This is a genomic window from Vibrio sp. McD22-P3, from assembly GCF_021568915.1.
Classification (GTDB): Bacteria; Pseudomonadota; Gammaproteobacteria; order Enterobacterales; family Vibrionaceae; genus Vibrio; species Vibrio mediterranei.
Genome location: NZ_JAKGTN010000015.1, coordinates 11,811 through 34,924 on the forward strand (window position 1 = coordinate 11,811; position 23,114 = coordinate 34,924).

Annotated in this window: 19 protein-coding genes; 10 read left to right on the plus strand and 9 right to left on the minus strand. The window is 45.1% G+C overall.

Annotated elements, in window-relative coordinates; translation table 11 throughout:
- The first annotated feature begins 19 nt into the window (after positions 1 to 19).
- The 3 genes from recC (at position 20) to recD (ending at position 9,528) form a co-directional block, all read left to right on the plus strand.
- On the plus strand, positions 20 to 3,496 hold the full coding sequence (recC, locus tag L2W36_RS17565; protein WP_236110824.1) for an exodeoxyribonuclease V subunit gamma: 3,477 nt from the start codon (positions 20 to 22) through the stop codon (positions 3,494 to 3,496).
- 246 nt (positions 3,497 to 3,742) lie between these two features.
- The gene (recB, locus tag L2W36_RS17570) at positions 3,743 to 7,360 is read left to right on the plus strand and encodes an exodeoxyribonuclease V subunit beta (RefSeq protein ID WP_236110931.1); all 3,618 of its coding nucleotides are present in this window, start codon (positions 3,743 to 3,745) and stop codon (positions 7,358 to 7,360) included.
- Complete coding sequence (gene recD / locus L2W36_RS17575) at positions 7,360 to 9,528, plus strand: exodeoxyribonuclease V subunit alpha (protein ID WP_236110828.1); 2,169 nt, start codon at positions 7,360 to 7,362, stop codon at positions 9,526 to 9,528. Before recB ends, recD begins: the two co-directional genes overlap by 1 nt.
- 71 nt (positions 9,529 to 9,599) lie before the next feature.
- Here recD and L2W36_RS17580 read toward each other — a convergent pair whose 3' ends face one another.
- A complete protein-coding gene (locus tag L2W36_RS17580) occupies positions 9,600 to 9,779 on the minus strand; it encodes a hypothetical protein (RefSeq protein WP_006071100.1) in 180 nt (59 codons plus the stop codon).
- 198 nt (positions 9,780 to 9,977) lie between these two features.
- A complete protein-coding gene (gene argA, locus L2W36_RS17585) occupies positions 9,978 to 11,315 on the minus strand; it encodes an amino-acid N-acetyltransferase (RefSeq protein ID WP_038222242.1) in 1,338 nt (445 codons plus the stop codon).
- Positions 11,316 to 11,461: 146 nt separating this feature from the next.
- Here argA and L2W36_RS17590 point away from each other — a divergent pair, with 146 nt between their 5' ends.
- The 4 genes from L2W36_RS17590 to csdE all read left to right on the plus strand — a co-directional run bounded on the left by L2W36_RS17590 (position 11,462) and on the right by csdE (position 14,436).
- Positions 11,462 to 11,908: a DUF2850 domain-containing protein gene (locus L2W36_RS17590; protein WP_006071103.1), complete on the plus strand. Its 447-nt coding sequence runs from the start codon at positions 11,462 to 11,464 to the stop codon at positions 11,906 to 11,908.
- Between the two features lie 70 nt (positions 11,909 to 11,978).
- Entirely contained in the window at positions 11,979 to 13,076 is a 1,098-nt protein-coding gene (gene mltA / locus L2W36_RS17595; RefSeq protein WP_038222258.1) for a murein transglycosylase A, read from the plus strand.
- 106 nt (positions 13,077 to 13,182) lie between these two features.
- A complete protein-coding gene (gene tcdA, locus L2W36_RS17600) occupies positions 13,183 to 13,995 on the plus strand; it encodes a tRNA cyclic N6-threonylcarbamoyladenosine(37) synthase TcdA (protein ID WP_006071107.1) in 813 nt (270 codons plus the stop codon).
- Between the two features lie 9 nt (positions 13,996 to 14,004).
- Complete coding sequence (gene csdE, locus L2W36_RS17605; RefSeq protein ID WP_236110829.1) at positions 14,005 to 14,436, plus strand: cysteine desulfurase sulfur acceptor subunit CsdE; 432 nt, start codon at positions 14,005 to 14,007, stop codon at positions 14,434 to 14,436.
- Positions 14,437 to 14,517: 81 nt separating this feature from the next.
- On the opposite strand, the gene csdA is transcribed toward csdE, so the two are convergent.
- From csdA to L2W36_RS17625, 4 genes are all read right to left on the minus strand, one after another.
- Complete coding sequence (gene csdA / locus L2W36_RS17610) at positions 14,518 to 15,717, minus strand: cysteine desulfurase CsdA (RefSeq protein ID WP_006071111.1); 1,200 nt, start codon at positions 15,715 to 15,717, stop codon at positions 14,518 to 14,520.
- Positions 15,710 to 16,315, minus strand: coding sequence for a DJ-1 family glyoxalase III (locus L2W36_RS17615; RefSeq protein ID WP_006071112.1), 606 nt, complete (start codon positions 16,313 to 16,315; stop codon positions 15,710 to 15,712). Before L2W36_RS17615 ends, csdA begins: the two co-directional genes overlap by 8 nt.
- Positions 16,308 to 17,201 carry a 2-dehydropantoate 2-reductase gene (gene panE, locus L2W36_RS17620; protein WP_236110830.1) on the minus strand — a complete coding sequence of 298 codons (894 nt, stop codon included), beginning with the start codon at positions 17,199 to 17,201 and terminating at the stop codon, positions 16,308 to 16,310. Before panE ends, L2W36_RS17615 begins: the two co-directional genes overlap by 8 nt.
- Positions 17,202 to 17,326: 125 nt before the next feature.
- A complete protein-coding gene (locus L2W36_RS17625; protein WP_236110832.1) occupies positions 17,327 to 18,118 on the minus strand; it encodes an outer membrane protein OmpK in 792 nt (263 codons plus the stop codon).
- Positions 18,119 to 18,423: 305 nt separating this feature from the next.
- On the opposite strand from L2W36_RS17625, the gene L2W36_RS17630 reads away from it, so the two are divergent.
- From L2W36_RS17630 to L2W36_RS17640, 3 genes are all read left to right on the plus strand, one after another.
- A complete protein-coding gene (locus tag L2W36_RS17630) occupies positions 18,424 to 19,020 on the plus strand; it encodes an LON peptidase substrate-binding domain-containing protein (RefSeq protein ID WP_006075195.1) in 597 nt (198 codons plus the stop codon).
- Positions 19,021 to 19,112: 92 nt separating this feature from the next.
- The gene (locus L2W36_RS17635) at positions 19,113 to 19,691 is read left to right on the plus strand and encodes an RNA polymerase sigma factor (protein ID WP_006075194.1); all 579 of its coding nucleotides are present in this window, start codon (positions 19,113 to 19,115) and stop codon (positions 19,689 to 19,691) included.
- Position 19,692: 1 nt separating this feature from the next.
- The gene (locus tag L2W36_RS17640) at positions 19,693 to 20,373 is read left to right on the plus strand and encodes a ChrR family anti-sigma-E factor (protein WP_236110842.1); all 681 of its coding nucleotides are present in this window, start codon (positions 19,693 to 19,695) and stop codon (positions 20,371 to 20,373) included.
- 76 nt (positions 20,374 to 20,449) lie between these two features.
- Here L2W36_RS17640 and L2W36_RS17645 read toward each other — a convergent pair whose 3' ends face one another.
- The 3 genes from L2W36_RS17645 to L2W36_RS17655 form a co-directional block, all read right to left on the minus strand.
- On the minus strand, positions 20,450 to 21,817 hold the full coding sequence (locus L2W36_RS17645; protein WP_236110933.1) for an AmpG family muropeptide MFS transporter: 1,368 nt from the start codon (positions 21,815 to 21,817) through the stop codon (positions 20,450 to 20,452).
- Positions 21,818 to 21,899: 82 nt separating this feature from the next.
- A complete protein-coding gene (locus tag L2W36_RS17650) occupies positions 21,900 to 22,448 on the minus strand; it encodes a peptidylprolyl isomerase (protein ID WP_236110844.1) in 549 nt (182 codons plus the stop codon).
- Positions 22,448 to 23,017, minus strand: coding sequence for a YajG family lipoprotein (locus L2W36_RS17655; protein WP_006075190.1), 570 nt, complete (start codon positions 23,015 to 23,017; stop codon positions 22,448 to 22,450). The genes L2W36_RS17650 and L2W36_RS17655 overlap by 1 nt, the downstream gene beginning before the upstream one ends.
- Between the last annotated feature and the right edge of the window lie 97 nt (positions 23,018 to 23,114).

Sequence of the window (23,114 nt, forward strand, 5' to 3'; positions counted from 1 at the left end):
GTTAAAGGCGCGCGGCAACGTGTTCACCGTTTATCACTCAAATCAAATCGATGTATTGAAATCTCTGCTGGTGCAATTAATCAAGATTGACCCACTAGATAATCCATTCGAAAAAGAACAGATTCTTGTGCAAAGCCCAGGTATGTCACAATGGCTGAAAATGGCGCTGGCACAAGAATTTGGCATTGCTGCCAATATCGACTTTCCACTTCCCGCGACGTTTATTTGGGATCGATTTGTTCAAGTGTTGGATGAGGTGCCCAAGCGCAGTGCATTCAATAAAGAAGCGATGACATGGAAAATCATGCATCTGTTACCGCTTCATCTCAATGACCCAGACTTTGCTCCGCTCGCTCAGTACCTTTCCGATGATGCCGATGCCTCGAAACGCTATCAATTAGCTGAAAAAATCGCCGATATCTATGACGGCTACTTGGTTTATCGACCAGAGTGGATAGCGGCATGGGAAGCGGGGGAACCTGTCGTTGAACTGGAAGATCAGCAGCCTTGGCAACCTAAACTATGGCAGGCGTTGTATGATCATACGGTAGCGTTAGGTCAGTCACCTTACCACCGTGCTAACCTCTATGAACACTTTATTGATGCCTTAACACACAATGTGGATGTGAAATCGCATGGTCTAGATAGGCTGCCCAAGCGCTTATTTGTTTTCGGCATTTCTTCTTTGCCCCCGAGATACTTGGACGCCCTTAAGGCGCTCGGGCAGCATATTGATGTGCATCTGATGTTCACCAACCCTTGTCGTTATTACTGGGGTGAAGTGCGTGACAGAAAATATCTGTCCAAGCTTGCCGCCAATAAGCGCAAGCATTTACAACAAATTGCCGATGTGGCGCATTCTGGCGATATGTCGATGGTGGAGCAGCTTAAAGGCTCCATCGAGCAAAATATCGAAGATGAACTGCATATCTCTGAAGTTGGCAACAGCTTACTAGCGTCTATGGGTAAGTTAGGAAGGGATAATCTCTATCTTCTTTCACAGCTGGAGTCGAACGAAATAGAAGCATTTGTTGATGGACAGCGAACTACGCTGTTGGAAAATATCCAAGCGGATATTTTGAACTTAGAAGAACACCAAGATGATCAGCTATTGCTAAGTTCTCAACATAAGCCAACCATTTTGCCTCAAGATCATTCACTATCTTTACACGTTTGCCACAGTCCAATGCGTGAAGTGGAAGTGTTGCATGATAACTTGCTAGCGATGTTTGATCGTAACCCCGATCTCAAGCCGCGTGATGTGATTGTCATGGTAGCCGATATCAACGCCTATAGCCCTGCGATTCAGGCGGTATTTGGTAATGCTTCCGGTGAGCGCTACATTCCATTTTCGATCTCGGACCGAACGGCAGACAAAGAAAGCCCTTTATTGAATGCTTTTAACCTATTATTGCAGTTACCTGAGTTGCGTTGTTCCAGTAGTGAGTTACTTGAATTGCTTGAGGTACCTGCTATTTTGCAGCGATTCAATATCAGTGACAGTGAATTTGCTACATTAAAACTTTGGGTCGAAGAGGCTCAGATACGTTGGGGTTTGGATAACCACACTGCCAGTGAGTTCGACTTACCTGAATTTGAGCAAAACTCATGGATGTTCGGTATTTCTCGAATGCTGGCCGGGTATGCTATTAGTGAACAAGCTGGCTTGTTTGAGTTTGAGCATGGCACCATTGCGCCTTATGAGCAGACTCAAGGTATGCAAGCCGAAAGTGCAGGCAAACTGGCACAGTTTATCGATACCATTACCAAGTATCGTGGATTGCTTGCCAAATCCGCACCAATAGATACATGGCAAACCAACATAAATGCCTTGTTGGATGATTTCTTTGATGTTGATCTAGAAGGTGAAGTGGTTGTAAAAGCGATTCGTGACACGCTGTCTGGTCTCAAAGAACAGCTTCAAGATGCTTGCTATAGCGAACCACTTGCACCTCGCATCGTACGCCAATATTTTATCGATAAGCTATCGGGATCACGAGTCAGTCAGCGCTTCCTTGCTGGGCAAGTCAACTTCTGTACCTTAATGCCAATGCGCTCGATACCATTTAAAGCTGTGTGTTTGCTTGGTATGAATGACGGTGTTTACCCGAGAAGTGTTCCACCTGAAAGTTTTGACTTAATGACAGGTCGCACCAAACCGGGAGATCGCTCTCGTCGAGATGATGACCGCTATCTATTTTTGGAAGCCTTATTATCGGCACAGCAACAGCTTTATATTAGCTACGTTGGGCGCTCTATTCAGGACAACACTGAGCGAGTACCTTCGGTATTAGTATCAGAGCTGGTGGAATATTGTGAGCAAAACTACTGCTTGCAAGGAGATAGTGAGTTAAGCGTGGATGAGTCTGGAGCCAAACTTCGCAACAGTTTGGTTCAGGAATACGCGATGGTGCCGTTTAGTGCTTCTCATTTTAAGTCCGCACACAGCTATCAAAGTTATGCCTCCGAGTGGCTACCCGCTGCTTTGCAGCAGCTAAGTAATGTGAGGTTTGACGGTTCAGAGCCATTTACGCTTGAGCCTATTGAACGTGCCGTCGGCAGTGTTGTTGAGCTGGAACTTACCGAGTTGCAGCGTTTTTGGCGGTTGCCCGTTCAATATCTATTCAACCGCAGGCTTGAAGTCAGTTTTGATTCACAGCAGTTTACAACCGAAGACGATGAACCCTTTGCGCTTAATGGATTAGAGAGCTTTGTATTGCGAAAAGAGCTACTTGATTTCTTTACTAAATCAGAAGACGGCACTGACTTAATAACGGCATTTAAATCCGAACAGAAGGCACAAGGCTATCTACCTATCAATCACTTCGGTGATTTGGAATTTGCATCGAACGTGGTGCAAACCGAAGAACTCGCTAAGGCCGTGAGACCGCTGTCGAATAAAGCATTGGACGATACCGAAATAAACCTGCAATTAACCTTGGGTTCGATCACCATTAAATTACAAGGTTGGGTCACGGGTATTTATGCCTCAGGCTTGCTTAGATACCGTAGTGGGCGTTTGCGTTCTAGTGACTATTTAAGTGCGTGGATTGACCATCTAGCACTGACCCTCGCAGGTCAACCAGCAGCGACCCATATGCTGGCCTACGACAAAAAAGAAGGGGTAGTACATCGTGTCTATCCTCAACTTGATAGTGTTCAAGCAGAACAGTATATGAAGCAATTACTTGAGTTGTTTCTTGGTGGTTTGGATAAACCTCTAGCCTATTTCCCTGAATCGGCATTAGCAGGTATCGAGGCAAACTATAGTCGAGGCAGCTGGACTCCGAACGATGAAAAGATGTTGAGTAAAATGGAAGCTCGATTTATCGGTGGTTATATGCAAACGGGAGAGGGCGAGAATCCTTATATTTCTAGAGTCTGGCCTGAATGGAGTGAAGTGCTTGCCAATGATCTCAAGTTAGTCTCGCAGCTCGTGCTAGAAGCCCCAAGAACCCTAAGTATGAATGCTGAAGAGTATTATTCTCATGAATAGGGGAAGTTTCGTGAATTTGGGAAGGCTGCGTGAGCAAGAAAGGGGGCGGCCGCCAGTATTTTTATAGTGTGTAGGGAGATTGCTGTGCGGCCAAGTAGGTCAGAGGGACCAGTTTCTAGGGCGCATAGTAGTGGGAGCAGATAATGAATTCCGTGAATGCGATCGCACCCTGTATAAATGATAGTTTCATCTTATTGATAGAATTAAAGAATTAAGCGTTGGATCACACAGTTGAGTTTAAACACCATGTCACAGAGCCATGAACCAATAGCGTTAGACACCATGCAGTTTCCATTGCACGGTGCAAGATTAATAGAAGCGTCAGCGGGTACTGGTAAAACATTTACCATTGCGGGCCTTTATTTGCGCCTACTTCTCGGTCATGGCAGCGACCAAAGTCGTCATAAACAGCCACTAACTGTCGACCAGATCTTAGTCGTAACGTTTACTGAAGCGGCAACGGCTGAGCTTAGAGATCGTATTCGCGCTCGAATTCATCAGGCTCGAATTGCTTTTGCGCGCGGTGATAGTGACGACCCGGTCATTAAACCTCTTCTAGATGACATCACAGATCATCGCTTTGCGGTAGATACTTTGCTTCAGGCAGAACGTCAAATGGACGAAGCGGCGGTGTACACCATCCACGGTTTTTGCCAAAGAATGCTGACACAAAATGCGTTTGAGTCTGGATCTCGATTTAATAATGAATTCATCACCGACGAAAGCCGACTAAAAGCTCAAGTGGTCGCAGATTTTTGGCGCAGTCAGTTTTATCCTCTGGGGTTGGAGCTTGCAAGTGAAGTCCGAAAGCTATGGGCGACGCCAAATGATCTACTCCAAGTCATTACCAGTTACCTGACAGGTCCGGCGCTGTCGCTAACAAATGTCGATGCTTGCAGTGATATTACCCAGCTTCATGCACAGAATTTACAGCGAATCCGAACCCTTAAATCGGAATGGCAAGCGGTCGCTGACGACATTGTTGGATGTGTGAGTCAATCGGATGTAAACAAACGCAGTTACACTAAAAAGTCACTGCCGACTTGGGTTGAGGCGATTACTGATTGGTCTAAACAAGAAACATTGGACTACTACCTACCAACGCAATTAGAAAAATTTGCTCAAAACGTTCTTACAGAAAAAACGCCAAAAGGCGACGCGCCAACGATGACGATCTTTACTGAGATTGAAGCCTTCTTAGCACAGCCACCTGAGCTCAAAACCTCGTTGTTGGCATTGGCTATTCAGCATTGTCGTCAGCGATTGGCTCTAGCTAAGGAACAAAAGCAATGGCTCTCATTTGATGATTTGCTGACCCATTTGTCGGCGGCTTTGGACAGCGAATCTGGTGACAGTCTGGCGGAAAAAATCCGAACACAATTTCCGGTTGCGATGATCGATGAGTTCCAAGATACGGATCCGCTTCAGTATCAGATATTTAGTCATGTGTACTTAAGTCACGCCGACTGTGGTTGGTTTATGATTGGTGACCCGAAACAGGCGATCTATGGATTTCGTGGCGCTGATATCTTTACTTATATACAAGCTCGAAACCAGGTACAAGACCACTATACGCTAGGTACGAACTGGCGTTCCAGCGAGAGTATGGTCAACGGCGTTAATGCACTGTTTAAGCAGGCAGATTCGGCTTTTCTCTACGATGATGACATTCCGTTTCATGCTGTCAATGCTAGCCCTAAAGCGAGTAAAATGCAGTGGCAGTTTAACGGTGAACATCAAGCGGCAATGCAGTTTTGGCTCCAAGACGCGGAATCCCCCGTTGCTAAAAGTGAGTATGTACCAACGATGGCAGCCGCTACCGCTCAGCACATCAAACAGGTGTTAACCCAGTCCCAAACCGGTAAAGCAGCGCTGATTAATGGTGACAAAAACGAAGCAATTGAAGCGGGCAATATCGCTGTGTTGGTGAGAACTGGTAGTGAAGGTCAGTTGATTAAACAGGCCTTGGCTGAGCGCGGTATCGCTAGTGTTTATCTTTCCAACCGTGATAGCGTTTTTACCAGCGAAATAGCTGATGACTTACTGCGTTTGATGCTGGCAGTTTGGCATCAAGACGATGAAAGAATGCTAAAAAGTGCGTTAGCCTCCCAGCTATTTGCTCTGCCTGCCGTTCAACTGGACAGCCTCAATAATGATGAAAATCTCTGGGAACAAGTGGTTGCTGAATTTCGTGACTATCGCCAACAGTGGATATCGCGCGGTATTTTACCAATGCTGCGTTCAGTATTGTTTAAGCGAGAAATCTCCAACCGATTGTTGTCTACTGATGGTGGTGAGCGATTACTTACCGACTATCTCCACTTGGGCGAACTGCTGCAAGCAGCAAGACAAGATATGGAGAGCGACAGTGCATTACTACGTTGGTTGGGGCAAGCGATAGAGGATGCCAAGCAAGGATTAGGCTCTAGTGATGAGCATATTCAGCGTTTAGAGTCAGAGCGTAATCTCGTTCAGATTATCACTATTCATAAGTCAAAGGGTTTGGAATACGACTTGGTTTATTTGCCGTTTGTGGTGAGTTATCGAGAAGCGATGGAAGCCAAGTATTATGATGCCGAAAGCCAATCATCGGTACTCGATCTACGTCAATCATCAGCCTCTATGGCACAAGCCGATAAAGAGCGGCTTGCCGAAGATTTGCGCCTCATCTATGTGGCATTAACTCGTGCAGTTTATGGTTGTTTTATCGGGATGGCGCCACTGAGAAATGGCCGCTCAACCAAGGAGCCAACTGGAGTTCATCACAGCGCAATAGGGCATCTAATCCAAAATGGTCAAGAAATGGGAGTGAGCGAGTTAAGTTCTGCGCTCAATCAGCTTGCCAATGCTTCTCAAGCTATCGCTATCACAGAGGTACCAGAACTTGATGAGGAGCGTTATCAAGAGTTGGCGCAACCGACCGAAGAGCTCGTCGCTAAAGCTCAATCAATGGCCATTGATCGTGACTGGCGAATCACCAGTTATTCAGCCCTTGTAAAACAGAGCCATCATAGCAACGATAGTGAGGTGTTTATTGAAGCATCTGGACTTGATATCGATTCATCCGAAGAGCACGAAGTCGACGTGTTATTGGAGCCAGAAAAAACCATTTTTCATTTTCCTAAAGGGGCGCGTCCCGGCACGTTTTTACATACCGTGTTTGAAGAAATCGAATTTACCGAGCCCGCGACATCACTACAAAATAGCGAGGTTATTCGACAGCTTCTCGAGCGAGAGCAATACGATGCAGAATGGTTACCGGTGATTCAGCAACTTGTCGATCAGGTCATGAATACGGCGTTAGATGGTGAAGCGCTGTACTTAAGGGATAAGGACTCTACGCAACGTTTGGTGGAAATGGAGTTTCTGTTGCCGATTGAAGTGCTTGATGCGGTGTCATTAAACCGTGTTATACAACGCTACGATGCGTTATCCGCTAAGGCGAACGAACTGGGCTTTTACACCGTTAAAGGCATGCTTAAAGGTTTTATTGACTTAGTGTTCGAACATCAAGGTAAGTACTATGTGCTCGACTGGAAATCTAACCATTTAGGTGATGAAGCAGAGCGTTATCAAAAATATCAACTCGATAACGCTATGGTTGATCATCGCTATGATCTCCAATACCAAATTTATGCACTAGCGCTGCATCGGTTCTTGAAAACCCGTATCTCTGATTACGATTATGATCAGCATTTTGGCGGCGTGTTTTATCTCTTTTTACGTGGTGTTAGGCCCGACTCTGACTCCGGTATTTTTAGTGCTAGGCCCGACAAAGCCATGATAGAAGCATTAGATGGGCTTATTTCAGGAGAGTCTTTGCAATTAGATGAGACAAATGAGCAAATGGGGTTAGGATTCTGATGGCAATGGTATTAAAAAACTTCTCCGAATGGGTCACGTATCTAGCGGAAAAAAATGTCTTGAGACCGCTGGATTTTCAGTTTGCGAAGTTTATCTCTTCCATTGAGCAACAGCATCGAGATCCGTTGATGTGGTTAGCTGCGGTTACAAGCTACCAATTAGGTCAAGGGCATATTTGCGTCAACCTTGATGCAGATGAGCAAGTCTCTCTGCCGATGCCAAGCTTGATCGGTTTGTACGGTGAAGCTGCTGAGTCGCTAGAGTGCATGGTGAATCAAGTCGATTGGCAAAAGGTAATGACGGAGGCGTCTACGGTTACCTGTTTGTCTCCAAACGACATTATGACATCGGCGGTCACGCCATTGGTTTGGCAGCAAAATAGATTATATCTACAGCGTTATTACTACTTTGAACAGACGATCGCTACTCGCCTCCATGCCATGGCTGAACCGATTTCCATTGAGAGAGATGCGCTGCAAAGCGTCGCAAAGATGTTAGTTCGCCTATTCACGCGTGAGTACCACTATCTTTATTCCGCTTTGTCTGCTCTACCCGCAGAGCAGAATAATCAGGTTATGCGCCAGCAAGTTATCTGCGATTTTCTCGATGTGGTTAAGCCGGAATCTATCGATTGGCAATATGTTGACGATATAGTCACGCAAGCGACAAACGTAAAAGCACTTCAAGGTTTGGATGATGCTATTCCATTATCTCTGTGTTTAAACTGGCAAAAAGTGGCAGCCGCAGTTGCGCTTACACGTCGCTTCGCTGTGATATCAGGCGGACCTGGTACTGGCAAAACTACGACGGTAACTAAGTTGTTAGCTGCGATGGTACATCAGGCGAATCAAGCCGGTGAATCACCTTCAATTAAGCTGGTGGCGCCAACGGGGAAGGCGGCAGCTCGTTTGACGGAATCCATAGGTAAAGCGGTAGACTCGTTAACTGTGGAGCCAGAAATTAAGCAGCAAATTCCAACGGAGTCGAGCACGCTACATCGCTTACTCGGTGCAATCCCCGGTCGCGTTGAGTTTCGACATAACAACGCTAACCCATTGCATTTAGATGTGTTGGTTCTCGATGAAGCGTCTATGGTGGATCTGCCGATGATGCATCGTCTATTGGATGCGTTACCGGCGCATGCTCGACTTATTCTTCTTGGAGACAAAGACCAGCTAGCCTCAGTGGAAGCCGGAGCAGTGTTGTCGGACATTTGTGACTTTGCTCAGTTTGGTTACAGCAGTCAGCAAAATGATTTGATTCAAGCGTTAACGCAGTTTGATTGCCGATTAGCTGGCAAAGTGGAATCCTCAAAATCCGCCTCAGCATTGGTTGATAGTTTGTGCGTGCTACAAAAAAGTTATCGTTTTGATGCAAGGTCTGGCATCGGTCAACTGGCTAAGCAAGTTAACTTGGCAAATAGCTACGGTTTTGATCAGGTCTGGAACAAAACATTTGATGATATTGAATGGCTAGCCTTAAGTGCGGATAGCTATCAACAGTTAGTTGATAAGCTAGTACGTACTTACAAAGATTACCTGACGCTATTGGTGCGCGCCAATCCGCAAGGAGAAGAACTGCAAAGTGCTGAAACGTTGTCACATTGGCAGCAGCGTTTGTCGAGAGAGGTGCTCTCCAGTTTTGCCCAAAGCCGGTTGTTGTGTGCGGTTCGTGAAGGCGATTTTGGAGTTTCAGGGCTTAATCAGCGAATCGAAAAACGTCTAAAGCAACGCGGGCTAATTTCTCGCGGTGACGAGGCGTGGTATAGCGGCCGTCCTGTGATGGTGACGAGAAATGATCATGGTCTTGGCTTATTTAACGGTGATATAGGCATTTGTATGTGGGACCATTGCGCTGAGACACCAAGGCTGAAAGTATTTTTTGAATTGCCTGATGGTAGTATTAAGTCTGTGCTGCCGAGCCGTATGCCTGAGCATGAAACAGCTTATGCGATGACGATTCATAAGTCTCAAGGCAGTGAGTTTTCTCATACGTTTATGATTTTACCAGCCGACTTCTCGCCCTTGTTGACTAAAGAGCTTATCTATACTGGCATTACCCGAGCGAAAAAACAGTTCACTTTGGTGGCTGATCAACGAGTCGTGAATCGAGGTATTCGCCATAAAACTTTACGACATAGTGGTTTAGCGAAGCGGTTAGCGAACTAAAGCGTGAGAATAGAATGAGGGGATACAGTGAGTGGTTTTCCACCATCCATGGCGGTAGATGCCCAAAGCCTTTAGTTAAAGACTTCTGAATACGTGATTTGGTTGATTCGATACTGTTGTTGGTAAATCTTCATTAGAGATTTTACCTTGTCAGTTACCGGAAACACGCAATGGACATTGTGTCCTTCTAAGAACTGGTTTTCAGCCATATCCCAGAAGCTCTGAATGGAATTGCAAATAACTGTACGCATAGATGTCACTCTTAAAGTTGTCGTGGCACACCTAGCTATCCTTGCATTCCCCAAAAAGCGCTATGTATTTGGGAGTCCCATCACAAAAATGCCTGTGATTTGAGCGAATTTTAGACAGTAATCTTTGAGAAGTAAAATAATTTGTGAATTTTATTGATAGCAATCGATTTCATAAAATCGACGGCTATCGAGCTATTATTAAACTGCTACAGACAATATCTTTGATTTGCGCTGTAGGTTGTACAAATCTTGTTTTGCCATTGGCAAGGACTCTACACCGATCTCTAAGAATCCTTGTTCTCTAAACCAGTGCAAGCTATGAGTGGTTAGCACAAAAATCTGCTCTATCCCTTTCATCTTTGATTGTTGTTTCATGTGATTGAGTAATAACACGCCACGGTTGCCATCACGATAATCGGGATGAATAGCGACACAGGCCATTTCCGCCATCTTTTCATGTAGATATGGATAAAGTGCCGCACAGCCAATGATCAACCCATCTTTTTCTATGATGGTAAACTGATGGATTTCCTGCTCAAGTTGCTCGCGCGAACGACGAACTAAAATACCTTTTTCTTCAAGCGGGCGAATCAAATCAAAAATACCGCCAATATCATCAATATCTGCCTGTCGAACTTGTTCGGCACTGGCCATGACTATCTGCGTTCCGATACCGTCAAGAGAGAATAGCTCTTGTATCAATGCGCCATCAATTTTATAGCTGATAAGGTGACAACGAGGAACGCCCGCGCGACAAGCCGACTGAGCGCCACGTAAAAAACGTAGCGTACCGCTGCTTTCACCCTCGTTAACGCGTTCTTTATCCTCGAACTGCTCGATAAGTTGATTGACCTCGGCTGGGAATAGTTCTGCAATAGCATTTCCATTTTCATCCAACACGCCTTGCTCGGAACAAAAACCAATTAATTTATCGGCATTTAATTTTATTGCGACTTGGGTCGCCACTTCTTCTGAGAGAAGGTTAAAAGTTTCGCCTGTGACAGAGCCGGCAACTGGGCCAAGAAGTACAATAGAACCTTGATCGAGTACTTGGTTGATTCCTTGGATATCGATACGACGGACTCGCCCACTGTGACAGTAGTCGATGCCATTATCGACTCCAAGAGGTTGCGCGATAACGAAGTTGCCACTGATGACGTTAAGTTGATTGCCTGCCATAGGAGTATTATTAAGGCTCATAGACAGGCGAGCGGTGATGTCGAGTTGCAATCTTCCCGTCGCTTGCATCACGTAATCGAGACATTTTTCCGTCGTGACACGTGTTCCCTTGTGGTAAGGACAATGGCAATCATTTTGCTCCAGTAATTGGTTTATCTGTGGTCTCGCGCCGTGGACGAGAACCAGTTTGACACCGAGGCTGTGCAGTAAGGCAATGTCGCTGACGATATTGGTGAAGTTTTTATCGGAAAACGCTTCGCCACCTAACATAATGACCATGGTCTTGTTACGGTGTGCATTAACATAAGGTGTGGACTGCCTAAATCCTTTAACTAAGGCGGTACTACGAATCTTCACGCGGCTTACTCTTGGTTTATTTATGTTGAAATAATGACTTTTTATTCAGTGTTGCGCAAGGTTTAATTTGCGCAGTTTAGGTGATGAGTTGCATGATTGGATTTGCAGTGACAATATGTCGCTGTCGATAAATGGTAAGGCTTGGTATGAGTAGCGGTAAGCAAAGCGGTGCAGTCGGAATCAAAGCAGTACCGGCAGCTAGACTAAAACCCAATAAGTGGTTGGAACGAACCTTAATCGTGCTGGCGTTAGTCGGTAGCTTAGCAGTATTAGGATTATATCAAGACTTGTATGACCGTTATCAATCTCATGCGAATCCAAAACAGGCCGTGTACGGTGTTTGGTACGAAAGAGATGCAGCTCCTTTTGCTAGAGATTCCTTCGAGCTTACTCCTGATAAAGTAGTTATCGATAACCGAGTAGTTGCGACAGACTTTGAGCTTACTCGTGATGAATTGTCATTCTATGTTGGTCCTACCTTGTATCGTTATCACATTCTTAATGAAGCTAAAACGGAATTGAGGCAATTATCACCGACTCATTACAATCCCATCTTTGTTTTGTCAGGAAAACACAAAAACAACCTACTATAACGTTCGGTTTTATTGCGCTTTTTTAAAGAGTTTGCCATCCTGAATGCACCACAAATAAGGGATGACTAACTTGATCAAACGTATTCTGCCTCTCGCCTCTGTATTGCTCGTATTTGGCTGCGCACAAACTGACCGCGCTCAGCAATATCAAGATGGCGAATTTACCAAACTGCTTAACAAGACCGAAGTTATCGAGTCGAACCAACCTAGAAACTTCAACTCTTTTGCAAGTCAGGCAGATGAAGTGATTAAGAAGTCGCCGTCGATGGCTAAAATCTATCAGCCTTTGTATGAGCAACTAGAGGCGTGGGCGATCCAAAGTGGCGATCCAGCGCAACTGGCAAATTTTGGTGTGCAAGCGGCCCAATTAGGTGGCGGCGATAACAAAGGTAATGTGTTATTTACAGGCTATTTTTCGCCAGTGATGGAACTGCGTCACAAGCCAGATGAAACCTTCCGCTATCCGGTCTATGCCTTACCAGATTGTTCGCAAGACTGCCCAACTCGAGCTGAAATCTACGGTGGTGCGCTTAATGGTCAAGGTTTAGAACTTGGCTATGCAAGCAACTTGATTGATCCATTCATTATGGAAGTGCAGGGTAGTGGCTTTGTTCATTTTGAAGATGATGACACGCTCGAATATTTCGCCTACGCCGGCAAAAACAACAAGGCATACGTGAGTATCGGACGTGTGCTTATTGAACGCGGTGAAGTACCAAAAGAAAAGATGTCGCTTAAAGCCATCAAAGATTGGGTGATGCAGCAAGATGAGCAGACCGTGCAAGAGCTACTAGAGCAAAATACCTCGTATGTGTTCTTCCAGCCTCAAGATGCCGCACCGGTGACGGGTACGGCTGGCATTCCATTATTGCCAATGGCGTCGGTAGCGGGTGATCGCTCAGCATTTCCAATGGGAACACCAATCCTCGCAGAAGTACCGCTGTTGAATGCGGATGGTACGTGGAGCGGTGCCCATGAATTACGTCTATTGATTGTGCTTGATACCGGTGGGGCGGTAAAAGGAAACCACTTCGACCTATATCATGGGATGGGTGATTTTGCAGGTACACAGGCTGGTCACTATAAGCACTTTGGTCGAGTTTGGAAGCTTGGCCTAGAAAACTCGGCGACAGAGAGTCCATGGGCATTGCCACCTGAGAAAAAGTAACATTGAGAAAATAGTACGAGCGTGTTTCGTACATAGTTGACCTTTTTACTAAGAGTGCGTATAAATCGCACTCTTTCTTTTTTCTCCGAGACAAGTTAGGTAACCCATGCGAGAACTTAACCAACCAGCTTCTGATAGCTACAATCAAAGATTTGGCGGCACGCGCAGACTATACGGCAACAGTGAGGTCGAGATCTTACGTGCGGCGCATATTTGTGTGGTAGGAATTGGTGGTGTGGGTTCATGGGCGGTTGAAGCGCTTGCAAGAACTGGCGTGGGTGAGCTGACTCTTATCGATATGGATGACGTTTGTGTGACCAACATTAATCGCCAAATCCATGCGATGTCAGGTACTGTTGGTCAGAGCAAAATTGAAGTTATGGCTGAGCGGGTAAAATTGATTAACCCCGAATGCAAAGTTAATTTGATTGATGACTTTATTACAGCAGACAATGTCTCGGAATACATCAGTAAAGACTTTGACTATGTACTGGATGCCATTGACAGCATTAAACCTAAGGCAGCGCTATTGGCCTACTGTCGTAGCAACAAAATCAAAGTTGTGACCACTGGTGGAGCTGGTGGACAGACCGATCCAACACAAATTATGGTGGCGGATCTGACAAAAACGATTCAAGACCCGTTAGCTAAGAAACTCAAAGACACTTTGCGTCGTCATCACAACTTCAGTAAGAACCCTGCACGTAAGTTTGGCATTGACTGCGTATTTTCTACGGAGCAGCTTAAATACCCTCAAGCTGATGGTTCTGTCTGTGGAGTGAAGTCCACGGCGGAAGGGCCAAAACGTATGGATTGTGCAAGTGGTTTTGGCGCGGCTACGGTAGTGACAGCGACATTTGGCTTTGTTGCGGTGTCTCGTATCGTTGAGAAGCTTATTCAGAAATACGCGCAGAAATAGAGGCAGCTTATGTCATCAGATAACAACAACCCATATGGATTGGAAATCAACGCACAAGATGTTGTTGACGCCATGGCTCAATTGAAAGGTTGGGAAGATCGCTATCGACAGGTTATTCAGTGGGGTAAGAAGTTGCCAGTATTGGATGAATCTCTCAAGCAGGATCAGGTTCTAGTTGCTGGCTGCGAAAGCTCAGTATGGTTAGTACTTACCCAGCAAGAGGGCAAATGGCAGATTCAGGCAGATTCTGATGCGCGAATCGTTCGTGGCTTGATCGCTATCGTTTTGGCAGCTTTCAATGGTAAAACATCGGAGCAAATATTGGCGTTCGACTTGGATGAGTATTTCGCACAGTTAAACCTCATCAATCATCTTAGTCCATCTCGCGGTAATGGCTTGAAAGCCATTGTTGATGTCATTAAGTCTAAAGCGTCAGAGTAATTGATTATAAATAAGGTCGACTCACATTCGTTAGTCGACCTTATTATTGAAGCGATGTTGTTGAAGTTTGAAACGTTATCGTTACAGCATATCCACCGCTTTAGTTAGTGCGATAAGAAATCTCTCTACATCTTCTTTTGTGTTGTAAATAGCAAAAGATGCTCGAACTGTTCCCTTCACACCAAGCGCATCCATTAATGGGTGAGCACAGTGATGACCAGCTCTTAATGCAATGTTCTGTTGATCTAACAGCGTGGCGATATCTTGATGGTGAACGCCATCCATCACAAAAGTGATGACGCTTGCACCAGGTTGGTAACCAATGATGCGAATATCCTCTAAGGCGCTCAAACCCTGAAAAGCTTGATGTTGTAGGTCACTGATGTGACTCTCCAGTAGTTGACGGTCATAGCTTGATAGCCAATCTATGGCACAAGCTAGTGCTAAGGCTCCTGCCACATTCGGAGTCCCAGCTTCAAACTTTCCGGGTAGTTGACTAAATGTGGTGCCTTCAAAAGACACTTTTTCCACCATCTTGCCACCACCATGCCAAGGCGGCATAGCTTCCAGTAGGGCTAGCTTGCCATACAGCACCCCAATACCAGCTGGTGCATACAGTTTATGTCCTGAAAAGACGTAGAAATCAGCATCCAACGCTTGTACATCCGTTTGCTGATGAACAATACCTTGCGCACCGTCGACGATGATAATGGCATCGGTGTTAGCTCGGGTTAGCGTTACAATCTTATCCAACGGTAGAGCAGTTCCGGTAACATTGGTGACTTGCGTAGTGGCGACAATTTTCGTTCTCGGGCTGAGTAGCGCCTCAAACGCATTAAGATCAAAGTGACATTCTGGTGTTATTGGAATCTTAATAACCTTCGCGCCAGTTTGCTCAGCAACGATTTGCCATGGGACAATATTTGCATGATGTTCCATCTCAGAAACCAGAATCTCGTCTCCTGGTTGTAGGGTGCTCCGAGCGTAAGTCTGTGCGATAAGATTGAGTGCTTCGGTTGCCCCTCGTGTCCAGATGATTTCTTTACTGGAAGCCGCATTAATAAAGCGTGCCACGGTTTCTCTCGCTGCTTCAAAGCGCTCGGTTGCAACCGCGGTGAGTGAATGGGAACCGCGATGGACGTTGGCGTTTTGGTTACCATAATACTGAGTGATACAGTCGATTACAGCTTGCGGTTTTTGTGTCGTTGCGGCACTGTCCAGATAAACCAAATCGCCATCAATAGCTGGGAACTGGGCCCGAATGTTGAGTAACTCACTCATCGTATTTACCCATTTTATGATAGTGAAGAGTCGGGTTGGTGATCATAGGCTCAGCCACTTGCCAGGCTTTCTCTTTACCACATAAGGCGATGATAATTTCAATCGCAAATTCGAGGGCGGTCCCAGGGCCTTGGCTCGTGATAAGGTTGTGGTTGATATCAATTGTTACTCGTTTGCTGCGCCAGCGGTTTTCTGGGATATGTGATTGAAAACTTGGGTGGCCAGTCATCAGCGCATTTGGGTAAAGCTGATGATGTTGCAGCACCAATGCCGGAGCTGCGCAGATAGCACCAACCAGTTTACCGTCGTATTGGTGTTGGCGAACCATTTCGACTAATAATGTGCTGTCTCGAAATGTTTCGGCGCCGCCTACACCGCCTGGTAAGGCGATAACATCGAACTCTTCATCGGCGACATCGACCAGCCTGCAATCCGCAGTCAGGGTGACACCGCGTGACGCTTTCATAGTCAGCGCTCCATCAAATGCCGCGCTAGCGACGGTCACGTTGAAACCTGCACGCACCATAATGTCGATGATGGTAATCGCTTCCATCTCTTCGGTGCCTGGCGCTATGGGAACAAGGATTTTCTTAGTCATGTTGATTCCAACTTGATTCGATCTGTTTAATTTGATGATACAGGGCTAGGTTGGTGGGAACAGCAATACCGTATCGCTTTGAAATAGAGACCACATAGCCGGTAATATAATCAACTTCGCTTTGTCTTTTATTATAAATGTCTTGATGCATGGATGAGTAGTTTTGCGCAGTGGCATGGATGACTTTGTAGACGGTATCCAACATCTCTTCTGCTTTAAGAGCCACTCCCACTTTGTTTGCACACTCAGTTGCTTCGCGCACTACCATGGCGATCTGTTGCTGATAATCTTTATGAGCTAGTCCACCATTTTGACAGTTGTTGATAGCTGTTAATGGGTTTATGGCACAGTTAATAACAAGTTTGCTCCATAGTGCCGTTTGAATTTCAGAATTCCAAGCTACAGGTTTGAAAGCATGGTCGAGAACGTCGGCGATAAAGGAACAACGTGAGCCTTTGTCATTCCAGGCCCCAATAAAGGTCTGGCCTAGGCCGGTATGGCGTACTTGTGAGCTTGATAGTTTAAGCGCGCCGTGAGTAGAAGTACCAAGTAACACTGGGTGGTGATTAATGGCGGTTTCTAAGTGCTCAACGGTGCCCATACCATTGTGAAGAAAGAGCAAGATGGTATCGCTATTTAAATGTTTAAGTAGTGGCTTTAAAGCCAATTCCACTTGCCATGCTTTCAATGTAACGATAACAAGATCACTCGCTTTAAGTGAGGTGATATTGCAATTGGGTAAGTGGATAGCACTACCACCATCTAGCTCGATGACTACGGTATCTAGAGGTGAACGCCCCCAAACCGAAGCTCGATGCCCTGCCTGATGAAGCTTATAAGCGTATAAAGAGCCAATGGCGCCGGGGCCCAAAATAGTAATATTCACAATAGCTATGTAATCGTGGAAAGAGAGGATAGAAGAATAGCAAATTTAGCTGTAGTTTTCGAAAGCTAGAGAGTGGGTGATACAAAAAATGGCGCCGCAGCGCCATTTTATCTAACTTCTTTAAATTAGAAGTTGTATTGAATACGGTAAATAAGTGCATCACCGTAGTGTTGAGTTTTGCCTGAAGAGTTATATACGCCAAGCTTGTTTTGGAAGTAACGATATTGGAGCGTAGCTGTTAGATGTTCAGTTGCATGCCAGTTGAATAGTAGCGCACCATTCAAACCAGTTTTTCCGCCAGAGTTTTGAGCATAAGCATCGTTGCGATCAAACTCAATTTCGTTCCAGTTAACGAAGGAGAAGTTTTGGCCAAATGCATCGAAGCCATAACGCGCTGTCCAACCTGCCATATAACCATTGCGGCCGTTGTTACGGAATTCATCTGATGGATCTGAACCAAAGTTTTCCCATGACGTGATGTCGTGCACACCAATCCATGGTTTGAAGAACCAGTTATCACCTTGCAGTGCTGTATAACCAAGACCTAGTACACGATTGGTCTCACTTTGCTGTGGGTTATCGTGGTGATAAACCTGACCGTATAGAGAAACACCAGAATCACCTAGGTATACGTGCGCAGTACCTTTGAATGAGTTCTTTTGCTCAGATGAACTCTTTTCAACACTTTCACGATCGTAGAAACCGTACAACTCACCCCAAGTGAACCCAGCGCCACCTTCTAGACCTAATACGAATTGGTTGCGTTGGTCGCCGACATTATCATTTACAGGGCTAAAACCATGATCCCAGCTCTGATGATCAAGATAAACGCCACCAAAACCGTATAGATATTCTGCTGAAGCTGGTACAGAAGCTACCGCTGCAACAACGCCAAGAGCTAAAAGTGATTTACGCATAGTGTTAACTACTCTTTAAGTTGTACTGAAATTAGCCGCGAATCCATGCGAACTCATCCGATGGGTGGGCATGATAGCGATTTATATCTCAAAGTAAATGTGCAACATCGCAAACGTTTACTAAAGTTTGTGAGTGATATCACAAATACTAACGGTGAATGGGAACTTTTATAAATAGCCTACAATTTAATCAATATTGTCGATCTGTGTGATAACAAAATCTCGATAGTTGTTAACATATGTTGGTTCTGATCGTATTTAGCGAGTTAGCGTACAAAGGGTATATAAAACTAAAAGGAACTATGATGACGCAGATAAAGTTGTTTCCATTGCGCTCCGTGGTGCTACCCGAGGGAAAAATGAGGCTCAGGATCTTTGAACCTCGCTATAAGCGCATGGTAACGGAGTGTCTTAAAAACGAAACAGGGTTTGGAGTCTGTTTGATCAGCGCTTCTGCGGGAGCTATCCCTAGTAACGTTTCATCTGTAGGCACCTACGTCAGCATTGTAGATTTCGAGAGCCTTGAAGATGGAATGCTTGGCGTTACCGTTTCTGGGATACGCAAGTTTCAGATTCACCATGTTGAATCTGAAGAAGACGGTTTGCGTCAAGCTCAGGTCAGTTGGATAGAAAGTTGGCCTCCAACCGATTTAAGTGATGAAGACCAATTTCTTGGTGAGAGGCTCCAACACGTCTACGAAAAGTTTCCTCAAATTGGTGATCTGTACCTTCACCGCTTTTTCGATGATGCGACTTGGGTTAGTCAGAGGTGGCTGGAAGTATTGCCACTCGAATGTCATCATTTTGAACATCTTGTAACACAGCAGGATTGCTCAGCTACTTTGTCATTTTTGGGAGAAGCGTTTCGCAGCGACGACGTTGATAATGCAACTCGACACTAAATATTTGTGCAATCGTAGTGATCATTGTTGTAAATTTGTCGTAAATATTTAGGTAGAAAGACGGATCATCTGGAACTCTAGGGATATAAGGCATGACATTAGACAGTCCCCAAGCCCTTAGTAAGCAAGAATGGGCAGAATGTATGGAACGGGTCAAGCAAAGGGACAAAAGTGCCTTCGCTAACCTGTTTAACTATTTCACTCCTAGGTTGAAGCAATTCACCTTTAAGCACATGGGTAATGAGCAAGTGGCCATAGAAATGGTCCAAGAAACCATGGCGACAGTATGGCAAAAAGCTCACTTATTTGACGGCTCGAAAAGTTCGTTGTCGACTTGGATTTATACGATTGCTCGTAACTTATGCTTCGACATGCTCCGCAAGCAAAAAGGTAAAGAGCTTCACGTCCACGCCGATGATATTTGGCCTACAGATTATTGTCCACCTGACTTTGTAGAACACTATTCTCCGGAAACTGATCGTTTGAAAGAGCAAATAATTAAGTTTTTGGATGAGTTGCCAAAGGCTCAGAGGGAAGTAGTGCAAGCAGTCTATTTGGAAGAGTTACCGCACCAACAAGTGGCTGAGATGTTCAATATTCCGCTGGGAACCGTTAAATCGAGGTTGAGGTTAGCAGTGGAGAAACTTCGACATTCAATGGAGGCAAATTGATATGAGTCACCACCCTAATTCAGAATTATTAAAGCTATATGCGACGGGTGAGATAGATTCTGCGCACGGTGCAGCAATCGCCTCACATATTGAGTCTTGCTCAGAATGTCGCGCTAAAGTGATGAGATTTGAAGCTGAAGCTGGCGAAGCGATGATGTCCTTAAGTTCAAAGGATGAAAAGTCTTCAAAAGATCTGGAGCTGGTTTTTTCTAATATGCTCGACGACATAATGACCCTTGATGCCGACTATTCGAAGCCCAAGGTAAGAAAACCCGGCAAGGTGCAAGTAGATGGCAAAGAATTTATTGTTCCGGCGACGATAGCTCCTCTCGTAGAGAGGATGAGTGAATGGCGTAGCTACGGCGGCAAGGTGTTTACGTCAACAATCGATGTGGACGAGGAATGTAGAGTAAGTCTCCTCTACATAAATCAAGGCGTTCAGGTGCCTCAGCACACCCATAAAGGGTTCGAATCGACTCTTGTGTTACACGGTAGTTTTAAAGACGAAAACGGCGAATATCATGTTGGAGATTTCATTCGTGAAGACGGTGAAACCAAGCATGCGCCTCAGACCGTTGAAGGTCAAGATTGCTTGTGCCTATCGATCCTAACCGAGCCAATGATTTTCACCCAGGGCGTAGCAAGAGTATTTAATATGTTTGGGAAGGGAATGTATCCTTAAGCCTCAAGGTCCTACAGAGACGCATAGAAAAGAGCCTCAATTTATTCTTGAGGCTCTTTTTATTTCAACGATGTATCTATTCAACGATCTTATCGTCTTTATTTTCTTCTTGGTCTCTTTTACGTGCTTTATCCAAGAGATCGGTAAAATAGTGCCTTAATGAATAGAGCATAATAAGACTTGGAATGACCATTAACGACGTAATGACAAAGAAGAGAGCCCAGTCATTTAGCGCATCAACCAATTCCCCACTAAATGAAGCCAGGGTAGTTCTACCGAAGTTACCCAAAGAAGCCAACAAGGCGTATTGTGTAGCCGAGAAAGCCTGACCTGTCAGTACGGTAAGGAACGAAACGAAAGCGACAGTGGAGAAGGCGGTGGTAAAGTTGTCCACTAGAATGGTTGCTAAGAACAGGTGCTCACTCGGACCAACCTTCGCGATCCATGCAAACATCAAGTTACTGGCACTCATCGCGATACCACCAATCATCAACCCTTTTACAATACCAAAACGCACATTGAACATGCTGCCTAATAGTGTAAATAAGATGGTTGCGCCCCAGCCAATGAGTTTGGAATAGTAGCCGATTTGCTCGTTACTAAAACCGATCTCTTTGTAGAACGGAATTGACATTCTACCTAAGAAGGCCTCGCCGATTTTAAACAAGAAAACAAACAACAGTAGGGTAATCGCGACTTGAACACCATTACGGCGGAAGAAGTCGAGAAAAGGCTCAATAACAGTAACTGATAGCCAGCTAATTACTGGGTTGCCAACCACTTTCTCATGGCGCTTCTCGGCTTCAGCTTGCAGTTTATCCCGTGCGGTTTTTGGTTCTCCTACGAGAAGGGTAAATAGCATCAAAATAGCAACGATTCCGGCCATGCCATAATAGACGCCATTCCATCCCATTGAGTCAGCATTGATAAACGCGAGGTAGCCAGGTAACGAGTAGCCTGTCCACCAACCAATCACAGCCATAGCTGATGCTTGTGGTAGCTTATTCGACTCAGATTTTGGGAAGGTGTCGATACGAAATGCATCGATAGCAATATCTTGCGTTGCCGATGAAATAGCGATACACAAAGCGAGCATTGACGTAAACATCAAGTCATTGGCGGGGTTAACACCTGCAATGAATAAGGTAGCAACCAGAATGAAGCTCTGACACAAGAATATCCAACTACGACGTTGACCGAGGGCTGAGTGCAAGACAGGTAACTTTACCCTGTCGACTAATGGAGCCCACAAAAAGTTGATTGCATAGACAGCAAAAACAGAACCAAAATATCCGATGGCAGCACGAGTTAAACCTGCATCTTTAAGCCATCCGGACATATTTGAGCCAATTAGAACCCATGGAAAGCCACTTGAGCACCCCAACATAAAGACCCAAAGCAGTCGTTTGTCCCAATAGCTTTTGACCGTGTCTAACCACGTCATTTTATGTTCCACAAGTACGCTCCTTGCTAGGGGGTGAGCTGATAGGAAAATGAGAGAGGAAATCCTCTCTCATTTTTGCGTATTATTCAGTAATACGTTGTATTTTTGTAATGACGATAGGCTCTAAAGGAACATCTCGCATTCCACGAACACTGCGTGTGGGTTTCTGTGCCATTTTCTGGACGACGTCAAAGCCTTCAATAACTTGGCCAAATACTGCGTAACCTGGATTTGTCACGCTGTAATTCAAGAAATCATTATCAACGAAGTTAATGAAGAACTGACGTGTTGCTGAGTTTGGATCTTGAGTTCTGGCCATTGCAACGGTTGCTGCGTCATTATCCAGTCCGTTTGAGGCTTCATTTTTGATTGGGGCGTTAACAGGTAAGCGGTTAAACTTGCTGTCAAAACCACCACCTTGTGCCATAAATCCCGGAATTACGCGGTGAAATTGACTGTTCACGTAACTGCCATCTTCAACATAGGTTAAGAAGTTTTCTACCGTAATAGGTGCCTTCTCTTGGTTTAGTTCTACGATGAATGAACCCAAATTTGTTTCGACTTCTACTTTTGGTCCCGCAAAAACGCTCGTAGCGATCAGTGCTAGGGAAGCGACAAGTGTTTTAATCATTAGAAACGTTCCTTCATGTAATCTTGTAGCTCAGTATCGTTAGAAATTTCTTTTAAAACAAGGTTTACGGTGTCGTTAAGTACGGTTTCGATCTCTTCGTTAGAAGCACTCATTAACCCAGAGCGCTTTGCGGTACCAGTGTAGGTTTTCACCAATTTACCCTGCTCATTCTCTGCTGTTAGCTCGAGAATGACCGTTGCGTTCATATCATTCTCCATCACAGTGTGCTTGACTGAGACTAATGCTTCTTGGATCTCAACTTTTAGTGTGTTTTTGCTGTTTACGGTAACCTGATAACCCTCTGAAGAGAATTGGTTGACTAGGGCGTTCTCGATACCAATGCGAACATTCTGTCTAGCATGCACTGGGGTGATGTTCGCTCGACCGTTATCCAGTAAAGCTACGTATTGCGCAGTACGGACATCTTGGCTAGAGATGGACATCGCCTTACCTTCAACGATCTTGGCAGCGCTGGTTGCCGCGGTAGGCGCAAAATTAATCTGTTCTTTTTGAGGACTTGCACATGCAGCAAGTAAAACGACTGAAGCAGCCAGAACGAGCTTTCTCATTGATTATTCCTTTTCACACTCTTCAAAATGACGAGTAAAGTTATGAAGTCCGTTTGGACTTCATGATGAATATTATCCGATTCTTGTTAAGCTATAT

Coding starts and splice junctions, on each gene's coding strand:
- csdA (WP_006071111.1), bottom strand. CDS start 15,717: ATGAGTGAGTTACTCAACATTCGGGCCCAGTTCCCAGCTATTGATGGC.
- recD (WP_236110828.1), top strand. CDS start 7,360: ATGGCAATGGTATTAAAAAACTTCTCCGAATGGGTCACGTATCTAGCG.
- L2W36_RS17625 (WP_236110832.1), bottom strand. CDS start 18,118: ATGCGTAAATCACTTTTAGCTCTTGGCGTTGTTGCAGCGGTAGCTTCT.
- L2W36_RS17640 (WP_236110842.1), top strand. CDS start 19,693: ATGAGTCACCACCCTAATTCAGAATTATTAAAGCTATATGCGACGGGT.
- L2W36_RS17635 (WP_006075194.1), top strand. CDS start 19,113: ATGACATTAGACAGTCCCCAAGCCCTTAGTAAGCAAGAATGGGCAGAA.
- L2W36_RS17630 (WP_006075195.1), top strand. CDS start 18,424: ATGACGCAGATAAAGTTGTTTCCATTGCGCTCCGTGGTGCTACCCGAG.
- L2W36_RS17655 (WP_006075190.1), bottom strand. CDS start 23,017: ATGAGAAAGCTCGTTCTGGCTGCTTCAGTCGTTTTACTTGCTGCATGT.
- tcdA (WP_006071107.1), top strand. CDS start 13,183: ATGCGAGAACTTAACCAACCAGCTTCTGATAGCTACAATCAAAGATTT.
- L2W36_RS17650 (WP_236110844.1), bottom strand. CDS start 22,448: ATGATTAAAACACTTGTCGCTTCCCTAGCACTGATCGCTACGAGCGTT.
- L2W36_RS17645 (WP_236110933.1), bottom strand. CDS start 21,817: ATGACGTGGTTAGACACGGTCAAAAGCTATTGGGACAAACGACTGCTT.
- csdE (WP_236110829.1), top strand. CDS start 14,005: ATGTCATCAGATAACAACAACCCATATGGATTGGAAATCAACGCACAA.
- L2W36_RS17580 (WP_006071100.1), bottom strand. CDS start 9,779: ATGCGTACAGTTATTTGCAATTCCATTCAGAGCTTCTGGGATATGGCT.
- L2W36_RS17590 (WP_006071103.1), top strand. CDS start 11,462: ATGAGTAGCGGTAAGCAAAGCGGTGCAGTCGGAATCAAAGCAGTACCG.
- L2W36_RS17615 (WP_006071112.1), bottom strand. CDS start 16,315: ATGACTAAGAAAATCCTTGTTCCCATAGCGCCAGGCACCGAAGAGATG.
- recB (WP_236110931.1), top strand. CDS start 3,743: ATGTCACAGAGCCATGAACCAATAGCGTTAGACACCATGCAGTTTCCA.